Origin of the sequence: Methanolobus sp. WCC4, from assembly GCF_038022665.1 — an archaeon.
Classification (GTDB): domain Archaea; phylum Halobacteriota; class Methanosarcinia; order Methanosarcinales; family Methanosarcinaceae; genus Methanolobus.
In genome coordinates, this window is sequence record NZ_CP150629.1 from 2,182,035 (window position 1) to 2,202,504 (window position 20,470).

Consider the following 20,470-nt stretch of genomic DNA (forward strand, 5'->3'; position numbering starts at 1 on the left):
CCATATTGAAAAATGAAGACGGAGTATACCAGCATGTTGAATAGAAGGTATACAGGGAAAGTACCACCGCTGCCGGCAAACTGACTATTCTCTTCATGGATGCTAGAATCACAGTTTAAAATATAGCCCTTGCACAAAGGAATTACATACCTTGATGTGAACTATTGGGAACTACATAGAGTATATAATCTGATGCCTATAATTGTACCCTGACATTTTTCTTAATAATCATTCCCTTTTCAGAACCTCATATCCAAACACGGATATCGCAATTATGATAGACGTCATGGACAACATGAAGATCATATTGGAATACGCCTCCTTCAGAACGAACCAGGAAAGACCACCTAACACATGAGTGACACTCATGAGCAGGATTATAAAAACACCTATGGGATATATATCCTCATTCTCCAGAAAGTGAAGGATAGTGTAACCCATCACATAGTAGAACACGACAGTCAAAGCAAGATATGGAAGAACGATATCGTTCTCCACTGCAAAAACAAGTGTCGGGCTGAACTCATTTGCCAGTATATTCTCAATACTGCCTGCAAAATAGAACGTCAGGGAATAGTCGATCACAACGGCAGCGCAGAGAAAAAGAGGGATTAACCTATAATTGTGATAGATCGATCGCAGACTCTGCAATATTCGATGCATAATCCTTTATCCTGCTGAAACTGTCAATTATCAGTTCAATGGAATCCTCGGCCGGAACCTGACTTGCATTGATAAGCTTCTCAGTGAAGAGCTGATCCCTTCCAAGTACATTATTTGCCATCCCGCTGTCAGACTCCCTTAAAGCCTCGCTGCTGTCCATAAAGATGGACTGGCAATCCCTGCAAAGATCTGCAAGTATTGAACGTACATCCTGTGGAAGCGATATATAAGAAAAATGTAATGATATCTTGGAGATGTGATCACCTATTCGTTCAACATCATTTGCAGCCATCCGGTAGTAGAAGGATTCAACAAGGCTCAGTTTATCTTCCTTTGACTGTTTCTTCAGGTTCAGGCGGTCAACATGCTGTTTTGAGACAAGCAGGAACATCCTGTCAAGGTCATCATCGCGGGTGATGATGTGTTTGCACATGTCCTTATCATCCTCTTCAAAGGCCATTGCAAGTTCATCCAGCATGAGATACACAAGGGATGACATCCTTTTCAGACCTTTCTCGATCGTGAGATCGTCTGTATCAAGGAAGTTCTTTATCATTATCTTCTTTTCACTACTTTCAACGATCTCAAACCCTACAAGACGATGGCACAGGTCCTTTATCTCCCGCTTCTCTTCAGAGGATATATTGTCACCACTTATCTCTATTGCCTGATGGTCACCTACAATATACAGGCCGACTATGTCCCTTTTCAGATGTTCCAGTTCTTTTTTGAACTTCAGCTTCTTTGGATGCTTAGATGACCTGATACCCGGAGGCTTCAGAAGTAACGACCCGTCCTCCTGATAGAATATGGATATATGGGAACCCGCCTCCAGTTCTGAGCGAACGGCCCATTTCTTTGGAAGGGTCAATACATAAGTGGATCTGCCCGTTATCTGTACTTTTCTTGTATCCATTTGTTCTCACGATCCAATGGGAATTAAGATTATAGAGGGCAGGGATCGGACTATAAAGTTTATCTCCATAGATTATAGACTCTATGGGAGCTATATAGACCACAAAAAATGAAAAGCAAAATGATATAGAGTCAGTATATAAAAAAGAGTGCTCAGACAGCACTCATCACCAATTTATTGACTACCCTATACTAAAAGAGAATCAGGTCCTATACGACCGCTTCTTATCATATGGTCCATGAGCACAAGTGCCATCATGGACTCTGCCACAGGCACCATTCTCGGTGGAATGGTTGGATCATGCCTTCCATGGATCTCAACATCTATCTCTTTCATAGATGCAGTATCAACACTTTTCTGCGATTTTGAGATAGAAGGCGTTGGTTTTACAGCGATCCTGCAGATGACAGGCATTCCTGTGGATATGCCACCTGTGATACCGCCTGCATTATTCATTGCCGGAACTACGTGTCCGTTCTCAAGCATGTAGGGGTCGTTCATCTGACTGCCTTTCATCTTAGAGCATTCGAATCCTGCACCTATCTCCACACCTTTTACAGCACCTATACCCATCATGGCGCAGGCAAGGTCAGCATCGAGTTTACCGAATACCGGTTCACCAAGACCTGCCGGGACACCTGTGGCTATTATCTCTACGACACCGCCGATACTATCACCTTCATTACGGGCAGCATTGACCTGTTCAAGCATCTTTTCGGCTGCTTCGGGATCAGCACATCGGACAACATTGCTATCGACATTGTCACGGACCTCATCAAAGGAAAGAGGTCTGGCCTTCACTCCACCAAGTTCGGTAACGTGAGCGAACACTTCGATGCCTGCAAGTGAAAGGAGTTTTCTGGCAACTGCACCCCCGGCAACCCTGCCGATGGTCTCCCTGCCTGATGATCTTCCGCCTCCCCTGTGATCACGTATGCCATACTTCTCAGAATATGACTGGTCGGCATGTCCGGGTCTTGGGATATCCTTGATATAATCATATGCACTGGACTTCGCATTCTTGTTCCATACAAGCATGGATACAGGCATTCCTGTTGTAACACCATCGATAACACCGGAGAGTATCTCCACGGAATCTGATTCCGAACGTGGTGTCGATACCTCGCTCTGACCTGGCCGGCGGCGGTCAAGGTCCTTCTGAACGTCTGCTTCTGAAAGCTCAAGTCCTGCAGGTACACCATCGACTACGACTCCCAGGGCTTTCCCGTGGGATTCGCCCCAGGTGGTGATCCTGAAAGAATGTCCGAATGAATTTCCTGGCATAATCGTATAGATTCCCTGATATTATTTATATCGACCGTGTGTGGGCAGGCTCGATATGCACCAGCACATCCTCTATTCCCTCGAAGTTCTCCCTGATACGATACTGGACTATATGGGAGATCGTATGGGACTTGTAGGTGCTCATCTCAGGGTCAACTTCTACATGAAGGTCCACATAGACATTTCCCGGTGGACCCCTTGTACGTATCTTATGGCAATCGATAACACCTTCGATATTGCAGACAACCTGTTCTATCTCATCGGTATCTATCTGGGATTCATCTGCAAGTATGGATACACTATGAAATATGATCTCTGCGCCTGCATGTAATATCACCAATGCGATAAGGATAGAGACTGCAGGATCGATGATCGGATAACCCGCATAGATAGCTACCAGACCTATGATCACAGATAGTGAGACATAGATATCACTTCTCGTGTGAGCTGAATCTGCAAGCAGTACCTCACTGTTAAGCTCTTTACCGACCTTGCTTTCATAGGTCGTAACAGCATAGTTCACAACCATGGTGCCGAGCATCACAACAAAACTGATGGCAGTGACCTCAGGATGATTGCCGTTACCAAAACGTTCGAATGCCGAATGGACTATCTCGAATGCGACAACTGCCAGTATCACAGCGATCATTATAGATGCCAGTGTCTCGAACTTACGATGACCGTACGGATGTTCCCTGTCAGGCGGTTTAGCTGCTATCTGGATACCGATAAGACCCACGATATTGGAAACACCATCGAAAAGAGAATGGAAACCATCGGACTGCATACTGAGAACGTTGGTGTAGTAGCCGTATGCGATCTTCGCGGACGATACAGCCAGGTTCAGGAAAAGTACATAGACCATAACTTTCCGTATTTTCCTGAAACGAAGGTCCATGTCGTACATCTATAATGATTATGAATATCAACAATATAAACTATATGATATTTATATCTAATAAAAGAAGGCAAGCCAATAATCTGTAACACCGTGTGATTTAATATATTAATAAAACCATAATATAAGCAGGTGATATCATTGAAATTGAATTTAAAACGAGCTACTTTGATAATTTCATTATCATTCATCGTGTCCCTGATCATAATAGGTTCCGGGTGCCTTGAAACTCCCGAAGCTACTCCTGCAACTATAGATGAGAATGCATTGACAGCATACGGATGGTCACAGGTAGGCATTGAAGAAAAGTCATTCGAACAGGAACTTACCGATTCAAAGAGCCTGACCATCAGTTCGGTCACTGTGGAGTATTACAATGACAGACTCATGAACGATATCAACGAACAGGCACTCAGTTTCGCGGAAGAGAACAACATTCCTTTTGAGACAGGTATGCCGGCAAGCATGACAGCGCATATGGTCACATACCGTCTGACACTCCCATCCGGTGCGAAATTGCCTACCGACCTCATGTCAGATATAACGGAGAGAATGGTCAATGACATGAAGGAAGGTAACGGCATCGAAGATATCGAGGACACAAAGACAAGGACCATCATACTCAATGATGGTACTGAGGCAAGCGTCAGGATATTCACAGGGTCAGGTAATTCTACAGATACAGACCTGAGGATGATCGGTTTTGTTACTGCCTTTGAGGGTGAGAATACCAACACCTTTGTAATGGGATTCACCCCGGACGGAGAACACAGGATCGAAGCCGGTATTGTGGATGGTACCCTATTCTCAGTTGATGGCGAGAGCGAACTTGATGAGATGCTGGAACTTGTAAGCACTATAGAGTAAGATTTAAACTGCATATATAGTTCAATTTAGCACTCGAAAAACTATACAGATCCATTAGAACACCTATTAATACGATACTTTGAATCGGATGATAGGTGTTCTACTTGAATATTCATTTTGAAAAATACAGCACTAGAATATTGATAGTCACTTTTTTGTCCATTACAGTTGTTCTTTTTTCAGGTTGTATATCTGATAATGGAGGTGCTGATACCCCTGAGATCATCAACAATTCCATTGGAATGGAACTTGTCCTGATACCAGCAGGTGAGTTCTACATGGGAACCGACTCCACACCTGTGGTTGCCTTCGATGATCCGGTACACAAGGTGACCATAGATGAACAATTCTATATGGCAGAGTCCGAGGTCACACAGAAGCAATGGACAGCAATAATGGGAGATAATCCATCTTACTTCAAAAGTGATGATCTGCCTGTTGAACAGGTATCCTGGTACGATGCACAGGAATTCATTGCCAGGTTGAACGAGATGGAGAACACCGATAAGTACCGTCTTCCAACCGAAGCTGAATGGGAATATGCTTGCAGGGCAGGAACAAGTACTGACTTTTCTTTCTCTGACAAAGCCACTGACCTTGATACCTATGGATGGTCCGACAGTTATGGCTGGTGTGCTATTAATTCGAATAGTACTACAAACCCTGTAAACCAGAAGGAACCGAATTCATGGGGTCTCTATGACATGCACGGGAATGTATGGGAATGGGTACAGGATAACTGGCACGACAATTATGAAGGTGCACCTGCTGATGGAACGGCATGGGAGGAAGGGAAGCTGAACAGCCGGGTAGGACGTGGCGGAAGCTGGATGGACGGACCCAATATATGTAAGAGCCATTTCCGTGGAAGCCTTGATGCCAACAGTACATCGAACGTTCTGGGATTTCGGATCGTGAAAGATATCTGAGCTTCCATTCATGGAACAGGAATATCAATGTCCGTGACCGGAAGATATAATTCTGATAGATACTCAGTTCTGAACATGGTTAAAATTGCAGTCACCGGGAAAGGCGGAGTAGGTAAGACAACACTGTCAGGCACCCTTGCAAGGATGCTGGCAAGGGATGGATATGATGTGCTTGCCATTGATGCCGATGCTGATATGAACCTTGCTTCCTCACTTGGGATAGATAAAGCCCCTGAGCCACTTACAGATTATCAGGACCTTATAGAAGAGAGGGCCGGGGAAAAGGAAGGCATGTTCAAGTTCAACCCGAAGGTGGATGACATTGTGGATAAATTTGGTGTTACAGGACCTGATAACGTCAAAATGCTCGTAATGGGAACCATCGAAAGGGGAGGAAGTGGTTGTATGTGCCCTGCATCTGCATTCCTGAAGGCTTTCCTGAGACATGTAGTGCTCAAGGATACCAGTGCTGTCATTCTTGATATGGAAGCAGGTATCGAGCATCTGGGTCGTGGTACCACCCGTGGTATCGATCTTATGATAATTGTCGTTGAGCCGGGTATGCGCTCCATAGAGACCGCACAGAGGATCAAGCAGCTTTCAGAGGGTATTGACGTGGAACACCTTGCTGCGATCATCAACAAAGGCACTGCTGCAAATATAAAGCCAAAACTGGAAGAGCTTGGAATACCGGTCCTCGGGGAAGTTGCCTATGACCCTGACCTCATGGAAGCCGACTTCAATGGTCTTGCCCCGATCGATGTAGGCGGGAAGTGGGTGGATTCCGTCACAGAGATAAAGGACAGGATGCTTGAGATGATAGCAGGTTTCGAGAAGGAAGATAAAGCTCAATAGAGCTGGAACTCATCCAGTATCCATGATGATAAAGACTTCCTGCGGGGATATTGAAGCTTACATTACCAAAGATGGTTCGACCATCAGGGAACTGATGCACCCGCAGGTACATGGTAACTCAGCACAGAGCATCGCTGAAGCTACTGTTCCTGCAGGAGCTTCCACTCTTTTACACCGGCACGATATCACAGAGGAGATATACCATATACTTTCAGGTTCCGGTCTTTTGACACTGGATGATGAGTACATCGAGGTCAAAGAAGGCGATTCCATCTGTATCCATCCGGGAATGTCCCACAATATCAGGAATACAGGAACTGAAGAACTCAGGATATTGTGTTGCTGTTCTCCTGCATACTCACATGATGACACTGAGATCCTTGAATGACCTATAGATAAAGTACAGGATAACAGGCAACAGTATCACACCCATGCAATGGCTCTTTTTCACTCCCAGGAACGGAGCGAGCATCCCAATGGGAATAGCTATGATGAAGATGAGCAAACCAAAAAGTCCTGTTGATAGCAATACCATAGCTGCAAGGAATAAGATGATCCCATAGCAAATTTTGGGATAATCTATTTTTTCCAACATGCGGTGGACGTTATCACCCAGATAGATCGTTGAGAAATACGACAAAAGGGATGTCAGCAGGATAGCACACAAAAAGAGCACCACCATTGATAGCTCAAGAGTGATGCCACCCATTAGCTCATCTATGGCAACCATGGCGCCACTCCTTGTCCTGCCGATGAAAGCCAGTGCCATCAATCCGAATATTGCATTACTGGTATTGACACCTGATATTGAGACAATGAACTCCTTCGAGGAAGCCAGGAAAACCTCATCATCCTGCATTACATTCTTTGAATCTGGTTTCTCTCTTACGAAAATGCGTGCAAAGACCGTTGCTATAGATGAGGATACTCCAGGTAACCATGCCACTATGGAACCGAATATACTCCCGGTTGCAATGCCCCTGAGAATCCTGCTTCTTTCAAGGTCCGGTCTTGAATCATACTGTGTGGGGATAGCTGGGTCAGAGAACAGGCTTATTATGAGCTGGGAAGCACCAAAGAGTCCGCTTAACAGTGGAAGCAGTATTGAACCCTCTGACCAGCCTGTTAGCGGATGAGAAAGGGATTCCATCCTGAATGCAAAGATACCCAGCAGACCGCTCATCCCAAAAAGAAGAAGTGCAAAGGTTCTTTTTCTCCACACTTTTATCCTTCCTTCCCCTTGAAGGTATTCACCTTTCTCTGTCATGATCATCACAAGAGCGACAAGGATGAGGATGTATGCCATGTTATCCTGAATGACCTGATAACCCTTCACAAAGAGGAATGAAAGTGGGATCACTGTCAGAAGTGACATGACCACTGAACCGGCACTTCCCAGGGCTGAAAGACGGATAGCCTGTGAACCCTGACCTTCAAGCAGCAGGGTGTGGCCGGGAAGGACTGCAAGAGCTGTATCCTCACCGGGTGCACCCAGGAATATTGATGGAATGATATCGTGGAATGTGTGAGAGATACTATTTGCCAGTATCATTGCCGCTATGCAGACCACTGGTAATCCCCTGTCGGAAAGGAAAGGGGAGAACGCAAGCAATATGAGTGCGAAATTGTTGGTATGGATCCCCGGAACAAGGCCGGAGATCACACCAAGAAGGTATCCCGCTATTACCGATACCAGAAATATCCACAGGGGAACATCTGTAAGAACACTCATTGTCGTTTTCCTTTATGTTTTGCAGGAAAATATTCAATTAGTACTTAATTTTTGCTTTTTGACTTTAAAATAAATATGCCAAAATAAAGATGCTGAGGTTCTGCCTGACACTCTGAAATTCTGGTCAATAATAGATTTATATAATAAGATTCCCTGTCCTTACAGGAATGGATACCACAACGACCAAATGCAGTAAATGTAACAATAACGCGATCATTTTTCAGAAATACTCAGGTATGCACCTTTGCAGGAAGCATTTCATAAATGACGTTGAACGTAAGATCAAACTTACGATCAGGAAACATTACAGCGTCAAAAGGAATGAGGTCATTGCAGTGGGCCTGAGCGGTGGTAAGGACAGCAGTACCACCCTTTACATATTACACCAGATATTTGGAAAAAGACCTGACGTCGAACTTGTGGGTATCTCCATCGATGAAGGCATAGAAGGATACCGTCCTGACACCATACAGTCAGCAAAGGAGCTCACCGAGAAACTGGGTGTCAGACATATAATACGCTCTTTCAGGGAAGAATATGACACCACCATGGATGAGATAGCACCCCAGCAGAGGGAGAAAGGAGCATGCAGCTATTGTGGTGTACTCAGGAAATCACTTCTCAATAAGATAGCCCTTGAGATCGGTGCAACGAAACTGGCAATAGGGCACAATCTTGACGATGAGGCACAGACACTCCTGATGAACCACCTTAAAGGCGACGTTTCACGTATGGTAAGACTTGCCCCTCCTAAAGAACTTGAAGGACTTATACTGAGGATGAAGCCTCTCAGACACATTCCTGAAAAAGAGGTTGCACTCTACGCATACCTTCATGACCTGCCATTGGGCTTTGGTGGATGTCCGTATGCCCATGAGGCAATGAGAGGTGAGATAAGGGTCATACTCAATGATCTTGAGGTGAAACATCCCGGAACCAAATATGCCCTGCTTAGTGGTTTTGATAAGATATCCGGCATACTTGGACGTGAATTCCCGCAGGAAGGACTTTCCAGTTGCAGCATCTGCGGACAGGCATGTACAGAGAACGTATGCCAGGCCTGCAAGCTACTTAAAAGGGATCAGTAGTCCAGCATATACTCTTCAAAGGAGTAGAGTTTCTTTTCTGTCCTGTCAAGATAGAAGCGTGTAAGCCATACTGTTATCAGAGGCTGTATAACTATAGTGCTAAGGATCAGTTCTGCAAAGGACCATAGCTGAGCTATTACATCCACATAGGATGCTACCTCTCCTATCACTGATATGAACACAGTTACCCCTATGATAAAGAGCCACATGAAAATTGCAGACAGGATGTTATGCCTGAAGAAGGCCAAGCCTGTCTCAATTGCACTTATCGGGTCAAGGTTATCGACCACCAGGGCATAGTTCACAAAGAAAAGGACAATGCTCAGAGCTATTATGTAAAAAACCCATGCAAGCATCCCCAGAACCAGCAATGTAGCACCTGCTGCCTCACTTTCCGGATTTGACAGGAACAGACTTACGTCACCTATGGAAATAATCCCGGGAACAAGGAAGACCAGGCCTGCAATAGTAAGCAATGAAATAAGTACATTGGTGAGGAACAGGTTCAGGAAATTCTCGCTGCCTGCCCGGAACATGTCATGAAGGTCTGTGTGTCCCGTTTCTAATGCTTTCTTTGCCATACCTATGGCTCCGGCGGTGAAGAAAGAAGAGAACACCATATAGAGCAGGAGCAGTACGAGTCCTACTACTATCATCAGGAACATGCTCTCTGAGAATACCGAGGAGAACAGGCTCAACATCTCATCCGGAGAAAGGGACTCGGGGTCGATGTTCTGCTGTGAGACCAGCGGCATGATAAATATAAGCGTGAAGATGAGAATCCCAAGAATAAAGAACAGGATGACTGTTACAAGCTCAAGTATGAAAGGAACACAGATGTTAAGGTTCCTTTTCCACGTACCAAAGCCCTTGCTAATGACTGCTCCAATGTCCTCGACCATCATATAACTCCTGAGAGAGGTTCTATGTGTCCCTCATATTTATTTTCATCCCACTGGAAAATGCTAATTTCCTGTATATACAAAACCTTTTAAGGAGAAGATACAGGAACAAATCACAAAGTTTAAATATAATAATATCTTTTGTAGCAATGTTCTTGCACGGGTGGCTCTTTTCATACACTAAACCCACTCCCACACTTAAACCCCACTCCCCAAATACATTAAACCCGACCACCCGTGCAAAACTTGTTCTTTGTTTTAATGAGGTTGTTTTTGCTATTTGTTACTATGATCAGCTGGAATCATATCGAGATTATCGAATTCTTAAATAGAATACATATTTTGTAAACAAGAATAATTGATTGCTATATGGCTTAAGATAAGCCAATTGGCATTGAAACTCCCAGATAAATATATATAGGTGTTACTTACTATGTTTTTTGAGGTGAAAATACATGTCAATGTTAGCAAACATATGGGGCTTGATCGCACTTGCATCCGTTATCTGGGTTATATACGATGTACTGACTCAGAACAAAGGTTTGGATACAGTTAAGAAAGTACTCTGGATACTTGTAGCACTTATATTTGGTGTTCTGGGCGCTATAGCATATTATTTCCTTGGCAAGAAGTAAGTATCATTAAACAGATACACATTTTTTGTTTTCAGGATCATTCGATCCAATCTTTTTTACTCATCCCAGAGATAAGGTCATTGATACACCATTGTTTACCGTTGGGTATGTCAGGATATTCATTACTACGTTTACTGCAAATAATGCCCTGTTAAAAAGAGTGATTAAAAAAGAGAAAAGGATTTCCGGCAAAAGCCGGAAACAAAGAGTTTATTCTTGTTTTAGAAGATACCTGCACCAATGAACAGGGATGAGAACAGGATTGCGATCATGTTCACTACCTTGATCAGAGCGTTAAGGGCAGGACCGGATGTGTCCTTGAATGGGTCACCGACGGTGTCACCAACAACTGCTGCCTTGTGAGCTTCAGAGCCTTTTCCACCGTGTTCACCATCTTCGATAAGTTTCTTTGCATTATCCCATGCTCCACCACCATTGTTCATGGTCATAGCAAGGAGAAGACCTGCAACGATGATACCGATAAGAAGACCACCAAGGGCCTCAGGACCAAGCACTACACCAACAATAAGTGGTACGATGATTGCAAGAGCACCAGGAATTGCCATTTCACGGATCGCTGCTGCGGTTACAATATCCACACACTTGCCGTATTCAGGCTTTGCTGTACCTTCCATGATACCAGGAATTTCCCTGAACTGGCGGCGAACTTCGTTTACAATAGCGAATGCTGCCTTACCGACTGCCTTCATGGTAACTGCAGTGAACAGGAACGGAAGGAGACCACCAATAAGAAGGCCGACAAGAACAATTGGGTTGTCAAGGCTGAGTGAGCCTGCTCCGAGGTTCACTTTGTGAGTATAGTCTGCAAAGAGTGCCAGTGCACCAAGTGCTGCTGAACCTATTGCATATCCCTTTGTGACAGCCTTTGTGGTGTTACCTACTGCATCAAGTGCATCGGTGATCTTACGCACGTTGGAAGGCATGCCTGCCATTTCTGCGATACCACCGGCATTGTCAGTGATAGGGCCATATGAGTCAAGAGCTACGATCATACCGGTTGTTGAGAGCATTGCTGCTGCTGCGATGGCAATACCGTAAAGACCGATAGCAGGACTTGCTGCTCCGCCTACAACGAAATAGGATGCAAGAATACCTGCAATGATTATCAAAAGTGGAAGTGCGGTACTCTCAAAACCAATTGCAAGACCGGAAATTACGTTTGTACCTGCGCCTGTTTCGGATGCTGCTGCGATCGACTTTACAGGACGGAATGAAGTTGAAGTATAATATTCTGTGAACACCACCATAAGAACCATGATGGCAATACCTACGATCGATGCGTAGAAGAAGCTCATGCTCATTCCAAGGAACTGAGTCACGAAGTAGAATGCAACGATACTCAGAATAGCAGAGACTGCAACACCCTTGTAAAGAGCTTTCATGATCTTTCCATCGCTGCCTACCTTCACGAAGAAGACAGAAATAATGGAAGCAAAGATCGCGACTGAACCAAGAATGAGTGGGTAAAGAATTGCGTTAGGGAATGTATCAATGATGAGTGATCCGAGAAGCATTGATGCGAGAACTGTAACTACGTATGTTTCGAAGAGGTCAGCACCCATTCCGGCACAGTCACCTACATTGTCACCTACGTTGTCAGCGATAACACCTGCATTACGTGGATCATCTTCAGGGATACCTGCCTCTACCTTACCTACAAGGTCTGCTCCTACATCGGCTGCCTTGGTGAATATTCCACCGCCAACCCTTGCGAAGAGACTGATAAGACTTGCACCGAAACCGAATCCGACTACAAGGTCCACATCACCGTAAAGGATGTAGAAACCACTTGTACCGAGAAGTGCAAGACCTACCACAGCAAGACCTGTGACAGCTCCACCGCGGAATGCAACGGACATTGCCTTCTGCAATCCTTTTGATGCTGCACTTGCGGTTCTGACATTAGCCCTTACGGACACATTCATACCAACGTAACCTGCTGCTGCAGAGCTTATAGCACCAGCAAGGAAACCGATAGCTATCTTAGCTCCGTCATCAAGGAGAGCTAAGATAAGCGCTGCGAGAATAACAGCCACAACTGCTATTGTTTTATACTGACGATTCAAATATGCCATCGCACCTTCCTGGACAGCACCTGCTATTTCCTGCATCTCCTTGGTACCAGCATCCTCTTTAAGGACACCGCGCGCAAAGATACCAGCAAATAACAAACTAATAAGACCAGCAAGAGGGGCAAGATAAATTAAAGATTCAAAAGATTCCATATTAAAACTCCTCTCAAATATAGTTTATTTAAATGCGATTTACTTAATAATGTGATTTATTCATCGATTCGATCTTGTAATCATTAATGAAGCAGCATGTCACTTACAATATGACCTGCCACATAATTGTAACCACGTCGGCTATAATACTGATATATACTATATAAAAGTGAGCCGTAATTGTACGCACCTGATATGAATGTATCGGCACAAAAGACGCAAATTACAATCCGCCTCCTATCTGCATGAGTTCGAACTCGATATCATCGGGTACTTCAACCCTGAAAACAAAGACATTGTACCTTGACCTGCGAGCAGCAGATATAGCTGTCTTCTGCTCAGGTGTCAGATACCCATCCGTACTTGCTATACACAATGATTTCTTCGCATCCTTTACGAGAAAATCGAAGTGTTCACCATAAGCATCAAGGAATTCAACAAGCCCGCTCAGATCATCCCAGTTCTCACACATGTGGATACTTTTGGTAGCAGAATTACTTACATACCAGTCCCTGGACATGTATGGATACGCAGCATACTGGTCCTTAAGGTCATCATATGCCTTATGTATCTTTGTGACCTCTGAGTTCAGATCGATCCATTTCCAGCCTTGCTCCGAGAAATAGCGGGAAGCTACTATTGACACTATCCTGTTCTTATCATTCTGGTCAAGCTTCATTTTAACACCTGCGCGTATAATGGGTCTTATGACATTTAATTTTATATATCCCGGAGGTTGAATTTCGGTAAAGAAAAGGTAGATCGGGACCTGCAGATCATATCTGTGAACTCCTGTATAAGCTTCTGCCCTAATACGCGAAGTATGGCAGCACTTCTGTAGAAGAGACATTTACATATAATATAGGCTTCAGATCCATAATCTCTTCCTTTGGTACATCCCCGGTATCCAGCTCGATAATACCTTCGACCTTTAAAGAGGAACCTGCTTCTACATAGCTGTTCATCTTCTGAAGGACAGAGGCCTGAGATGTGATGATATAAGGACTTTCAGCCAGTACCGGCTCGACCGTTGTGACATAGATATCCTTCCCACCACTGTTTAAAAGAGTGAACTCGTAGCTGTAAATGGAAACGGAACCATTGTCATCGGAAGAACCTATCGATGAACTGCCATCAACAATTAACAGACCTTCCACCGGGACAGGTCCGCAAGACCATATATTGCCACTGAGGCCGATCAGCACAGCAACAACAATGATCAATAAACCATATGAAACACCTTTCTCCATTACAACTCCTCTGAATAAGAAGGATACATCCATCCAATATCCCATTTTTGCCTGAAAAGGAATGAGTTCATAATAGAAGGCAAAGGGGAGCACCTTTTCTCAAGTATTTAAAACTGGTTGGTATGGTATCTAATGAGATGGTGGTAATTTCCCACTCCCGTCTGCCAATTCAATATTGGTCAGCATAATATATAAAATATACCTGCAATTGAATAAAATTTCCAGTACTAGTGTATATCTTTTATATGTGTTGGCTGCTGGCAAGGGGGTTTAAGCTATATATTAGTACTAACATAATCAGATTAGATATATTAGTAAATATATTTAGATTCAATTAAATGTGCACTTTAACGATAAAAAGTCAGAATATAAGATCAGGACCGAGAAAAATGGAATGCAGAAAATGCAACTACAGAAAGGATATTCCTTTATATTCCAAATGTGCAGGCATAGAAGGAAGGACACGAGTAGGAACAGCTTATTATTGTGGACATCCGGATATGAAAAATCCCGTCCCGGTGATCCCGGAAAATAGAAGTCTAACGGAAGACTGCCCTGTAGAGAGAACTATCCTCGATACATCTGAGAGTCTGCAGAGTTCAGGGATCACTGGATAAAGTACCATTATCCATTGAGAACAGAAAATGTTCTGACGAACATTCGATCATAGTTTTGACCCATAGTTCTACATTTACTATTTACTATAAAGCCATTGTACGATCAGTACTTAAAATAGATGATGCCTGAGATGTGCAGGCATTCATTTTCTGAATTATATGAACATGCAACATATAATGTTCATGACAATATGATCACTTAAAGAGTTCAGCACCGGCGGTCTTTGCCTGTGACATGAGTTCAGCATTCTCTTTTACTTCACCCGGAGCGTGGTGGCCTACATCCACAAATGTTCCCTTTACATCCATACCGAACAGCTGAAGGACCTGTGTGAACTCATCAAAGACTCCTTTGAAGGCATCAGGCTCCGGGTTGCCATGCGCACCGACTATGACAGCCTTCTTTCCACCTTCAATGCGTGGTGTGAAGTCCGGGTTTACAAGTGCCCAGCAGCGGTCGATCATCTGACGCATCTGACCTGTGAACTGGAAGAAGTAGATAGGCGACCCGAATACGAAACCATCTGCATTCTTAAGGGCATCATATACTTTTGACATGTCATCTTTCAATTTACATCCATCAACTTCCCTGCAGTATGTGCATCCCTGGCAGCCTCTTATGTTCATTTCATTGATGTAGAATTTCTCAACATCCGCACCTGCTTCTGCTGCACCATCAAGGACCTGCTGAACAAGTACATCGGTGTTACCATTCTTTCTTGGACTTCCTACGAAACCTACTACTTTCATTTAGATCATTTCCTTAAATTAGTGATGATTACTTTTTGAGAAGTACTCGAATGCTATTTATGTAGCGACGATATAAATATATCATACACAGATTTACAATAGTAACTAACAAAAAGTATAGTAAAGATATTATGACAAATAACAAAGAAACTTCCAGGAAAAAAGATCAGCAATACAACTGCCCCGTAGAAGCTACTCTTGACATCATAGGTGGTAAATGGAAACCACTTATCCTGTGGCAGCTAAAAGAGAATACACTACGCTATAATGCACTTCAACAAACATTACCCGGCATATCTCCCCGCATGCTTACAAAACAACTCCGGGAACTTGAAGAGGATGGAGTCATAAGACGTAAGATGTACCCGGAAATACCACCCAGGGTTGAGTATTCACTCACTGATCTTGGAAGAACGATAATTCCCGTGCTTGAATCCCTGTGCCAGTGGGGAATAGAGCACATGGGTCATAGATGTAAACTCGAATGATCATAGATAAATTATACTGGTGTACACATATTCATTTTAAATATACACCATAAATTATTAAAAGCATTAAATATAATATACGTCATTGGTATAGTATGATCGATCTGAGGTGTGACCCTTCCTGAATCCTCCTGGTTGTCCTCATCCTGTCTAAAGTAGACTCACACCTCAGAACATACTAATAATATACTGATATAAAGTAAAGATATGGTATTCTTCATAAGTTTCTCCAAAGTATTATAATCCATAAGAGAACTTCGTTCTTCCAGGTAGATAAGCGTGAAACAAAGAATGATAGCCCTGTGTATGCTCCTTACACTGGTATTTGTCTTTATACCAGGATGTATAGATGAGAATCCCAAAGAAGAAGAAATGACTTCTAAGGACATAGTTGTAAATGAGACTGAATTTGCAGAGGTAATGAAGGAAGCTAATACAGCCTATGTAAAAGCTCTTGTGTCAACAAGCAGGAAGGACACATCATCCTCGCAGATATATATTGATGAGCTGGTGGAAAAACTGACCTATGTATCAGACACCTACGGAGAAGCAGCTCCTGAGATGTATGCAACTGATAAGTACTGGCAGACAGAGATAAAAAGAGCAGTGATCATCGCTGAGTATTCACAGGAAATGCTTGATGAAGGCGATATAGAGGCTGCCCATGAGGCACTTGAACCTATGAGGGACCTTTTTTTCGGCCTCCATGAAAGGAACGATGTATTACACATGGGAGACCACCTTACCATGTTCCATATGACAATGGAGGAGACCATTACTGCTGCAAATGAGAATAATACAGAGATGCTTACTCTCTTCATTCCAAAAATGGAAGAACAATGGCAGGATGTAAAGGATGCGGAAAGACCGGATAGTGCAGATGCCAGCTACGACCAGTCACTTGCAGCAGTTGACACAGCGATCGAAATGCTGAACGGATCAGTAGAAACAGGAAATATAACACAGGTGCAGCAGGACGCCGGAAGTCTGAAACTTGCATTTGCAGATGTCTTCTCAAAATACGGTGTTGTGATATCCTGAAAGAAGAGAAGTTGAGCAAAATACCGGATTCACCTGTCAGATAATAAACGGAGAATGGGATGGGTAAAAGGCATCTTTAAATGTGACCATCCCACTACAGGATGCGCAAACCCAGTAATTCCAGTCCCTGCTCAATGAAAAAGAGAGCAAAGATCATGTACACAAGTCCCAGACCACGGATAGTGTAGAGATAATAATTACTTTTCAGGAAAGAACGTGATCTTCCAACAAACAATGCTACCATGATCTTCGATCCTACAAGGAGAGCATAGAATCCAAGAACGAACAGGACAGTTGCAAGTATGTCGATTTTCATGCTCCTGAAAAGGATGGGACCACCAATGGCTATCCAGAAAAGGTATGGATGGGGGCTCAGAAAATTGGCCAGTATACCCTTTTTCAATGAATCCTTTTTTCTGCTCCCAATTTCAAGATCATTATTATCGGTCCTCAGGGAGGAAATACCGAGATGAATAAGATATACCGCACCTGCAAGGCTGATAAAGGCAATAGTTCGGCCCTGGTCACTGAAGTTCAGAAGAAAGAGCAGGATAACTGATACTATCAGAATATCCGTTATCAGCGGTGATATAGCAACCTTCATACCCTCTTTTGAACCATGTTGCAATGTTTCAGAGATGGTCATTGCCATAAGTGGGCCGGGAGAGAGTCCAGCCGACAGACCGAGAAAAATACCCATCAACAGGAATTCGGTTGTTCCTTGCATGTTCATCCTTTGTATCCCTTTAAAAACTTTAAGGTTTTTGGCATCTAAAGGTAACAAATAATAAAAAAGCTAGATGTTATTTATATAATTCAGCTATTAGTATCGTATGGTATAATTTTATATTACCATATAGCATATGATATTTCATAGTATCATGAGCAATTATTAAATTCAGTTGCCTACTAAAAATAAAATAATAAAAATGAAGACAGATAGTAGCACACAGGGTTGGTTGGACATTCCCTGCCTTCATGTAAACTTATAGCAATATTAGCAGTTGATAGTTTGTCCCATAGATGGAAAATACCATGAACGCTAAGACCAATATTCATAACCACAGATCACTGGCACTTGAAGTAACAGCCATGTATATGATAGCTGCCGGTTTGTGGGTCCTGTTCTCTGACCAGATACTCGGATGGTTCGTTACAGATATAGACCTGTATATGAAAATGCAGATATATAAGGGAGGAGTGTTTGTATTTGCAACAGGTTCATTACTATACCTTTATCTCGATCCACGCATCAGAGAACTCAATGAATCCCAGAGGAAATTAAAGGATGCTGAAACATCACTGAAGAAACGCCTGGAATACGAGACAGCAACAGCAGAAAGTATGCACATCCTGCTTGAAACAGGTAGTGTCGATGAGATCCTAACACGAATACTCAAAGCAATACATGGAACTGTAAAGAATAGCAGGACCTATATCTTCATGAATGAAGAAGACCTGGAACTGGGACTTTGTATGTCACAGATAGCAGAGGTCGTCTCTGATGGGATCGAAACGCAGATCGATAACCCGGACCTTCAGCACCTTCCATATAGCGAAGGAGCACCAACACTGCTCCCTATTCTTGAAGCAAAACACCATTTCGCACATATAGTGGAAGAACTTGATGATCCTGAAAGGACCATTCTAGCTGAACAGGGAATACTCTCCATACTTTTATTACCAATATTTGCCGGCAAGGAATTCTGGGGTTTCATAGGATTCGATGATTGCGTAGAGACCCGTGAATGGGAAGAGAATGACATCGACCTGTTAAAAGTGATAGCTAATGGTATTGGTGAATACATCATCCGCAAAAGATCGGAAGAGGAGCTCAGGGAAAGTGAAGCAAAACAGAGTGCAATGATCACGAACAGTACCGATGTGATCGCGATCATCGATGAGAACGGGATCAATCAGTATAAAAGTGCGAATGTGGAGAAACTGTTTGGCTGGAAGCCCGAAGAGCTCATTGGCAATTACATGTGGGAGAACATGCACCCTGAAGATGTTGACTATATAAAAGCAGCATATTCGGTGTTCACCGGTACACCGGGAGCAATATTCAGTTCCGAAATGAAATATCGGTGCAAGGATGGGACATACAAGTGGATAGAATACACGATCAACAATCTTCTGCATGAGCCTGCGATCAAAGGTATCCTGTTGAACTACCATGATATAACTGAACGCAAACGGGCAGAAGATTTCCTGCTTGAGAGCGAAAGGAAGTTCAGGAACTATATTGAGAGCGCTCCTTATGGCATCTTCGTCATAGATAAAAATGGAAATTATCTTGAGGTCAACAGAACTGCCTGTGAACTTACAGGATATGAAGAAGATGAACTAACTAAGATGAATATGCTTGACCTGATCGCAGCCGAATCATCCATAAGGGCGAGTTATAGTTTCGATGAGCTTAAAATAACAGGCTACACATCGGCAGAGCTGCGTTTTAAGCACAAGGACGGCTCGGTGTTCTGGATAAGAAGAGATGGCACAAGGCTCTCGGACACAGGTTATATCCTATTTATAACCGATATCACAGAAAAGAAAAAGGTGGAGCACTCCTTGATAGAAGCAAAGATGCTTGCAGAAGAGAACAGCCGTATCAAGTCGGAGTTCCTTGCTAACATGAGCCATGAATTAAGGACACCACTGAATTCAGTGATCGGATTTTCCGATCTGCTTGGAGTGACTATAAAAGAGGATATTACTGAGAAGCAGCTCGGATACATTAACCATATCAATAAAAGTGGAAGACACCTTCTGGAGCTTATAAATGATATTCTTGATATCTCAAAGATAGAAGCTGGAAAGATGGAACTTGAACTTGAGAGACTCCATGCATCAGAAGTATTGAATGAGGTACGGGAATCTGTTCTGCCACTTGCACAAAAGAAAAATATCACGATAAGAATTCCAGAGAATCACAATAATGGCGAGATAATTGCTGATAGGTTGAAGTTACAACAGATAATGCTGAATCTACTCAGCAATGCGATCAAGTTCACACCCGACAATGGCGAGGTTTCGATCAGTCTCAGTAAGAAGAACGACAAGACAGAATTCTCAGTTGCAGATACAGGCATCGGAATCCCTAAAGACAAACAGGAAGATATATTCAACCCATTTACCCAGGTCGATGCATCATTTAAAAGAAAATACGAGGGAACTGGCCTGGGACTGGCACTTGTCAGACAGTTCGTGGAAATGCATGGTGGGGAGATCTGGCTTGAAAGTGAAGAAGGAAAAGGAAGTACATTTACTTTCACCATCAATGACCGGATCAACGAATAGAATTGAATA

Annotated in this window: 20 protein-coding genes; 9 read left to right on the forward strand and 11 right to left on the reverse strand. The window is 43.3% G+C overall.

From position 1 onward, the window contains the following. Positions 1-228 precede the first annotated feature (228 nt). From V7O63_RS10305 to V7O63_RS10320, 4 genes are all read right to left on the reverse strand, one after another. Positions 229-585, reverse strand: a complete 357-nt coding sequence (locus tag V7O63_RS10305; protein ID WP_340818428.1) for a hypothetical protein — start codon at positions 583-585, stop codon at positions 229-231. A gap of 31 nt (positions 586-616) precedes the next feature. After that, on the reverse strand, positions 617-1,579 hold the full coding sequence (locus tag V7O63_RS10310) for a phosphate uptake regulator PhoU (protein ID WP_340818429.1): 963 nt from the start codon (positions 1,577-1,579) through the stop codon (positions 617-619). A gap of 186 nt (positions 1,580-1,765) precedes the next feature. Next, positions 1,766-2,863, reverse strand: a complete 1,098-nt coding sequence (aroC, locus tag V7O63_RS10315) for a chorismate synthase (RefSeq protein WP_340818431.1) — start codon at positions 2,861-2,863, stop codon at positions 1,766-1,768. Positions 2,864-2,888: 25 nt separating this feature from the next. Further along, positions 2,889-3,770, reverse strand: coding sequence for a cation diffusion facilitator family transporter (locus V7O63_RS10320; protein WP_340818433.1), 882 nt, complete (start codon positions 3,768-3,770; stop codon positions 2,889-2,891). Between the two features lie 132 nt (positions 3,771-3,902). Between V7O63_RS10320 and V7O63_RS10325 the strand changes: the two genes are divergently transcribed. The 4 genes from V7O63_RS10325 to V7O63_RS10340 all read left to right on the forward strand — a co-directional run bounded on the left by V7O63_RS10325 (position 3,903) and on the right by V7O63_RS10340 (position 6,800). Continuing rightward, positions 3,903-4,628 (forward strand): hypothetical protein, encoded by a 726-nt coding sequence (locus V7O63_RS10325; protein WP_340818434.1) that lies wholly within the window; start codon positions 3,903-3,905, stop codon positions 4,626-4,628. A gap of 155 nt (positions 4,629-4,783) precedes the next feature. Then, a complete protein-coding gene (locus tag V7O63_RS10330; protein WP_340818435.1) occupies positions 4,784-5,557 on the forward strand; it encodes a formylglycine-generating enzyme family protein in 774 nt (257 codons plus the stop codon). A gap of 75 nt (positions 5,558-5,632) precedes the next feature. Then, positions 5,633-6,412, forward strand: coding sequence for an AAA family ATPase (locus tag V7O63_RS10335; protein WP_340818436.1), 780 nt, complete (start codon positions 5,633-5,635; stop codon positions 6,410-6,412). Between the two features lie 22 nt (positions 6,413-6,434). Beyond that, complete coding sequence (locus tag V7O63_RS10340; protein ID WP_340818437.1) at positions 6,435-6,800, forward strand: cupin domain-containing protein; 366 nt, start codon at positions 6,435-6,437, stop codon at positions 6,798-6,800. On the opposite strand, the gene V7O63_RS10345 is transcribed toward V7O63_RS10340, so the two are convergent. Next, positions 6,771-8,144 (reverse strand): tripartite tricarboxylate transporter permease, encoded by a 1,374-nt coding sequence (locus V7O63_RS10345; protein ID WP_340818438.1) that lies wholly within the window; start codon positions 8,142-8,144, stop codon positions 6,771-6,773. The two genes, V7O63_RS10340 and V7O63_RS10345, sit on opposite strands and share 30 nt — an antisense overlap. Before the next feature lie 167 nt (positions 8,145-8,311). Here V7O63_RS10345 and V7O63_RS10350 point away from each other — a divergent pair, with 167 nt between their 5' ends. Further along, positions 8,312-9,232, forward strand: a complete 921-nt coding sequence (locus V7O63_RS10350) for a TIGR00269 family protein (protein WP_340818439.1) — start codon at positions 8,312-8,314, stop codon at positions 9,230-9,232. On the opposite strand, the gene V7O63_RS10355 is transcribed toward V7O63_RS10350, so the two are convergent. Further along, on the reverse strand, positions 9,226-10,134 hold the full coding sequence (locus V7O63_RS10355) for a hypothetical protein (protein WP_340818440.1): 909 nt from the start codon (positions 10,132-10,134) through the stop codon (positions 9,226-9,228). The genes V7O63_RS10350 and V7O63_RS10355 overlap by 7 nt on opposite strands. Positions 10,135-10,589: 455 nt before the next feature. On the opposite strand from V7O63_RS10355, the gene V7O63_RS10360 reads away from it, so the two are divergent. Continuing rightward, the gene (locus V7O63_RS10360; RefSeq protein WP_340818441.1) at positions 10,590-10,769 is read left to right on the forward strand and encodes a PLDc N-terminal domain-containing protein; all 180 of its coding nucleotides are present in this window, start codon (positions 10,590-10,592) and stop codon (positions 10,767-10,769) included. A gap of 221 nt (positions 10,770-10,990) precedes the next feature. On the opposite strand, the gene V7O63_RS10365 is transcribed toward V7O63_RS10360, so the two are convergent. From V7O63_RS10365 to V7O63_RS10380, 4 genes are all read right to left on the reverse strand, one after another. After that, a complete protein-coding gene (locus V7O63_RS10365) occupies positions 10,991-13,015 on the reverse strand; it encodes a sodium-translocating pyrophosphatase (protein ID WP_340818442.1) in 2,025 nt (674 codons plus the stop codon). A gap of 223 nt (positions 13,016-13,238) precedes the next feature. Next, complete coding sequence (locus V7O63_RS10370; protein ID WP_340818443.1) at positions 13,239-13,694, reverse strand: hypothetical protein; 456 nt, start codon at positions 13,692-13,694, stop codon at positions 13,239-13,241. A gap of 130 nt (positions 13,695-13,824) precedes the next feature. Next, positions 13,825-14,265, reverse strand: a complete 441-nt coding sequence (locus V7O63_RS10375; RefSeq protein WP_340818444.1) for a hypothetical protein — start codon at positions 14,263-14,265, stop codon at positions 13,825-13,827. Between the two features lie 812 nt (positions 14,266-15,077). Beyond that, positions 15,078-15,632: a flavodoxin family protein gene (locus tag V7O63_RS10380; protein WP_340818446.1), complete on the reverse strand. Its 555-nt coding sequence runs from the start codon at positions 15,630-15,632 to the stop codon at positions 15,078-15,080. 131 nt (positions 15,633-15,763) lie between these two features. Between V7O63_RS10380 and V7O63_RS10385 the strand changes: the two genes are divergently transcribed. Continuing rightward, positions 15,764-16,120, forward strand: coding sequence for a helix-turn-helix domain-containing protein (locus tag V7O63_RS10385; protein ID WP_340818448.1), 357 nt, complete (start codon positions 15,764-15,766; stop codon positions 16,118-16,120). A 279-nt stretch (positions 16,121-16,399) separates the two neighbouring features. Further along, positions 16,400-17,161 carry a hypothetical protein gene (locus V7O63_RS10390; protein ID WP_340818449.1) on the forward strand — a complete coding sequence of 254 codons (762 nt, stop codon included), beginning with the start codon at positions 16,400-16,402 and terminating at the stop codon, positions 17,159-17,161. 94 nt (positions 17,162-17,255) lie between these two features. On the opposite strand, the gene V7O63_RS10395 is transcribed toward V7O63_RS10390, so the two are convergent. Then, positions 17,256-17,888 (reverse strand): LysE family transporter, encoded by a 633-nt coding sequence (locus tag V7O63_RS10395; protein WP_340818450.1) that lies wholly within the window; start codon positions 17,886-17,888, stop codon positions 17,256-17,258. Between the two features lie 296 nt (positions 17,889-18,184). Here V7O63_RS10395 and V7O63_RS10400 point away from each other — a divergent pair, with 296 nt between their 5' ends. Continuing rightward, positions 18,185-20,461 carry a PAS domain S-box protein gene (locus tag V7O63_RS10400; RefSeq protein ID WP_340818451.1) on the forward strand — a complete coding sequence of 759 codons (2,277 nt, stop codon included), beginning with the start codon at positions 18,185-18,187 and terminating at the stop codon, positions 20,459-20,461. The last annotated feature ends 9 nt before the right edge of the window (positions 20,462-20,470 follow it).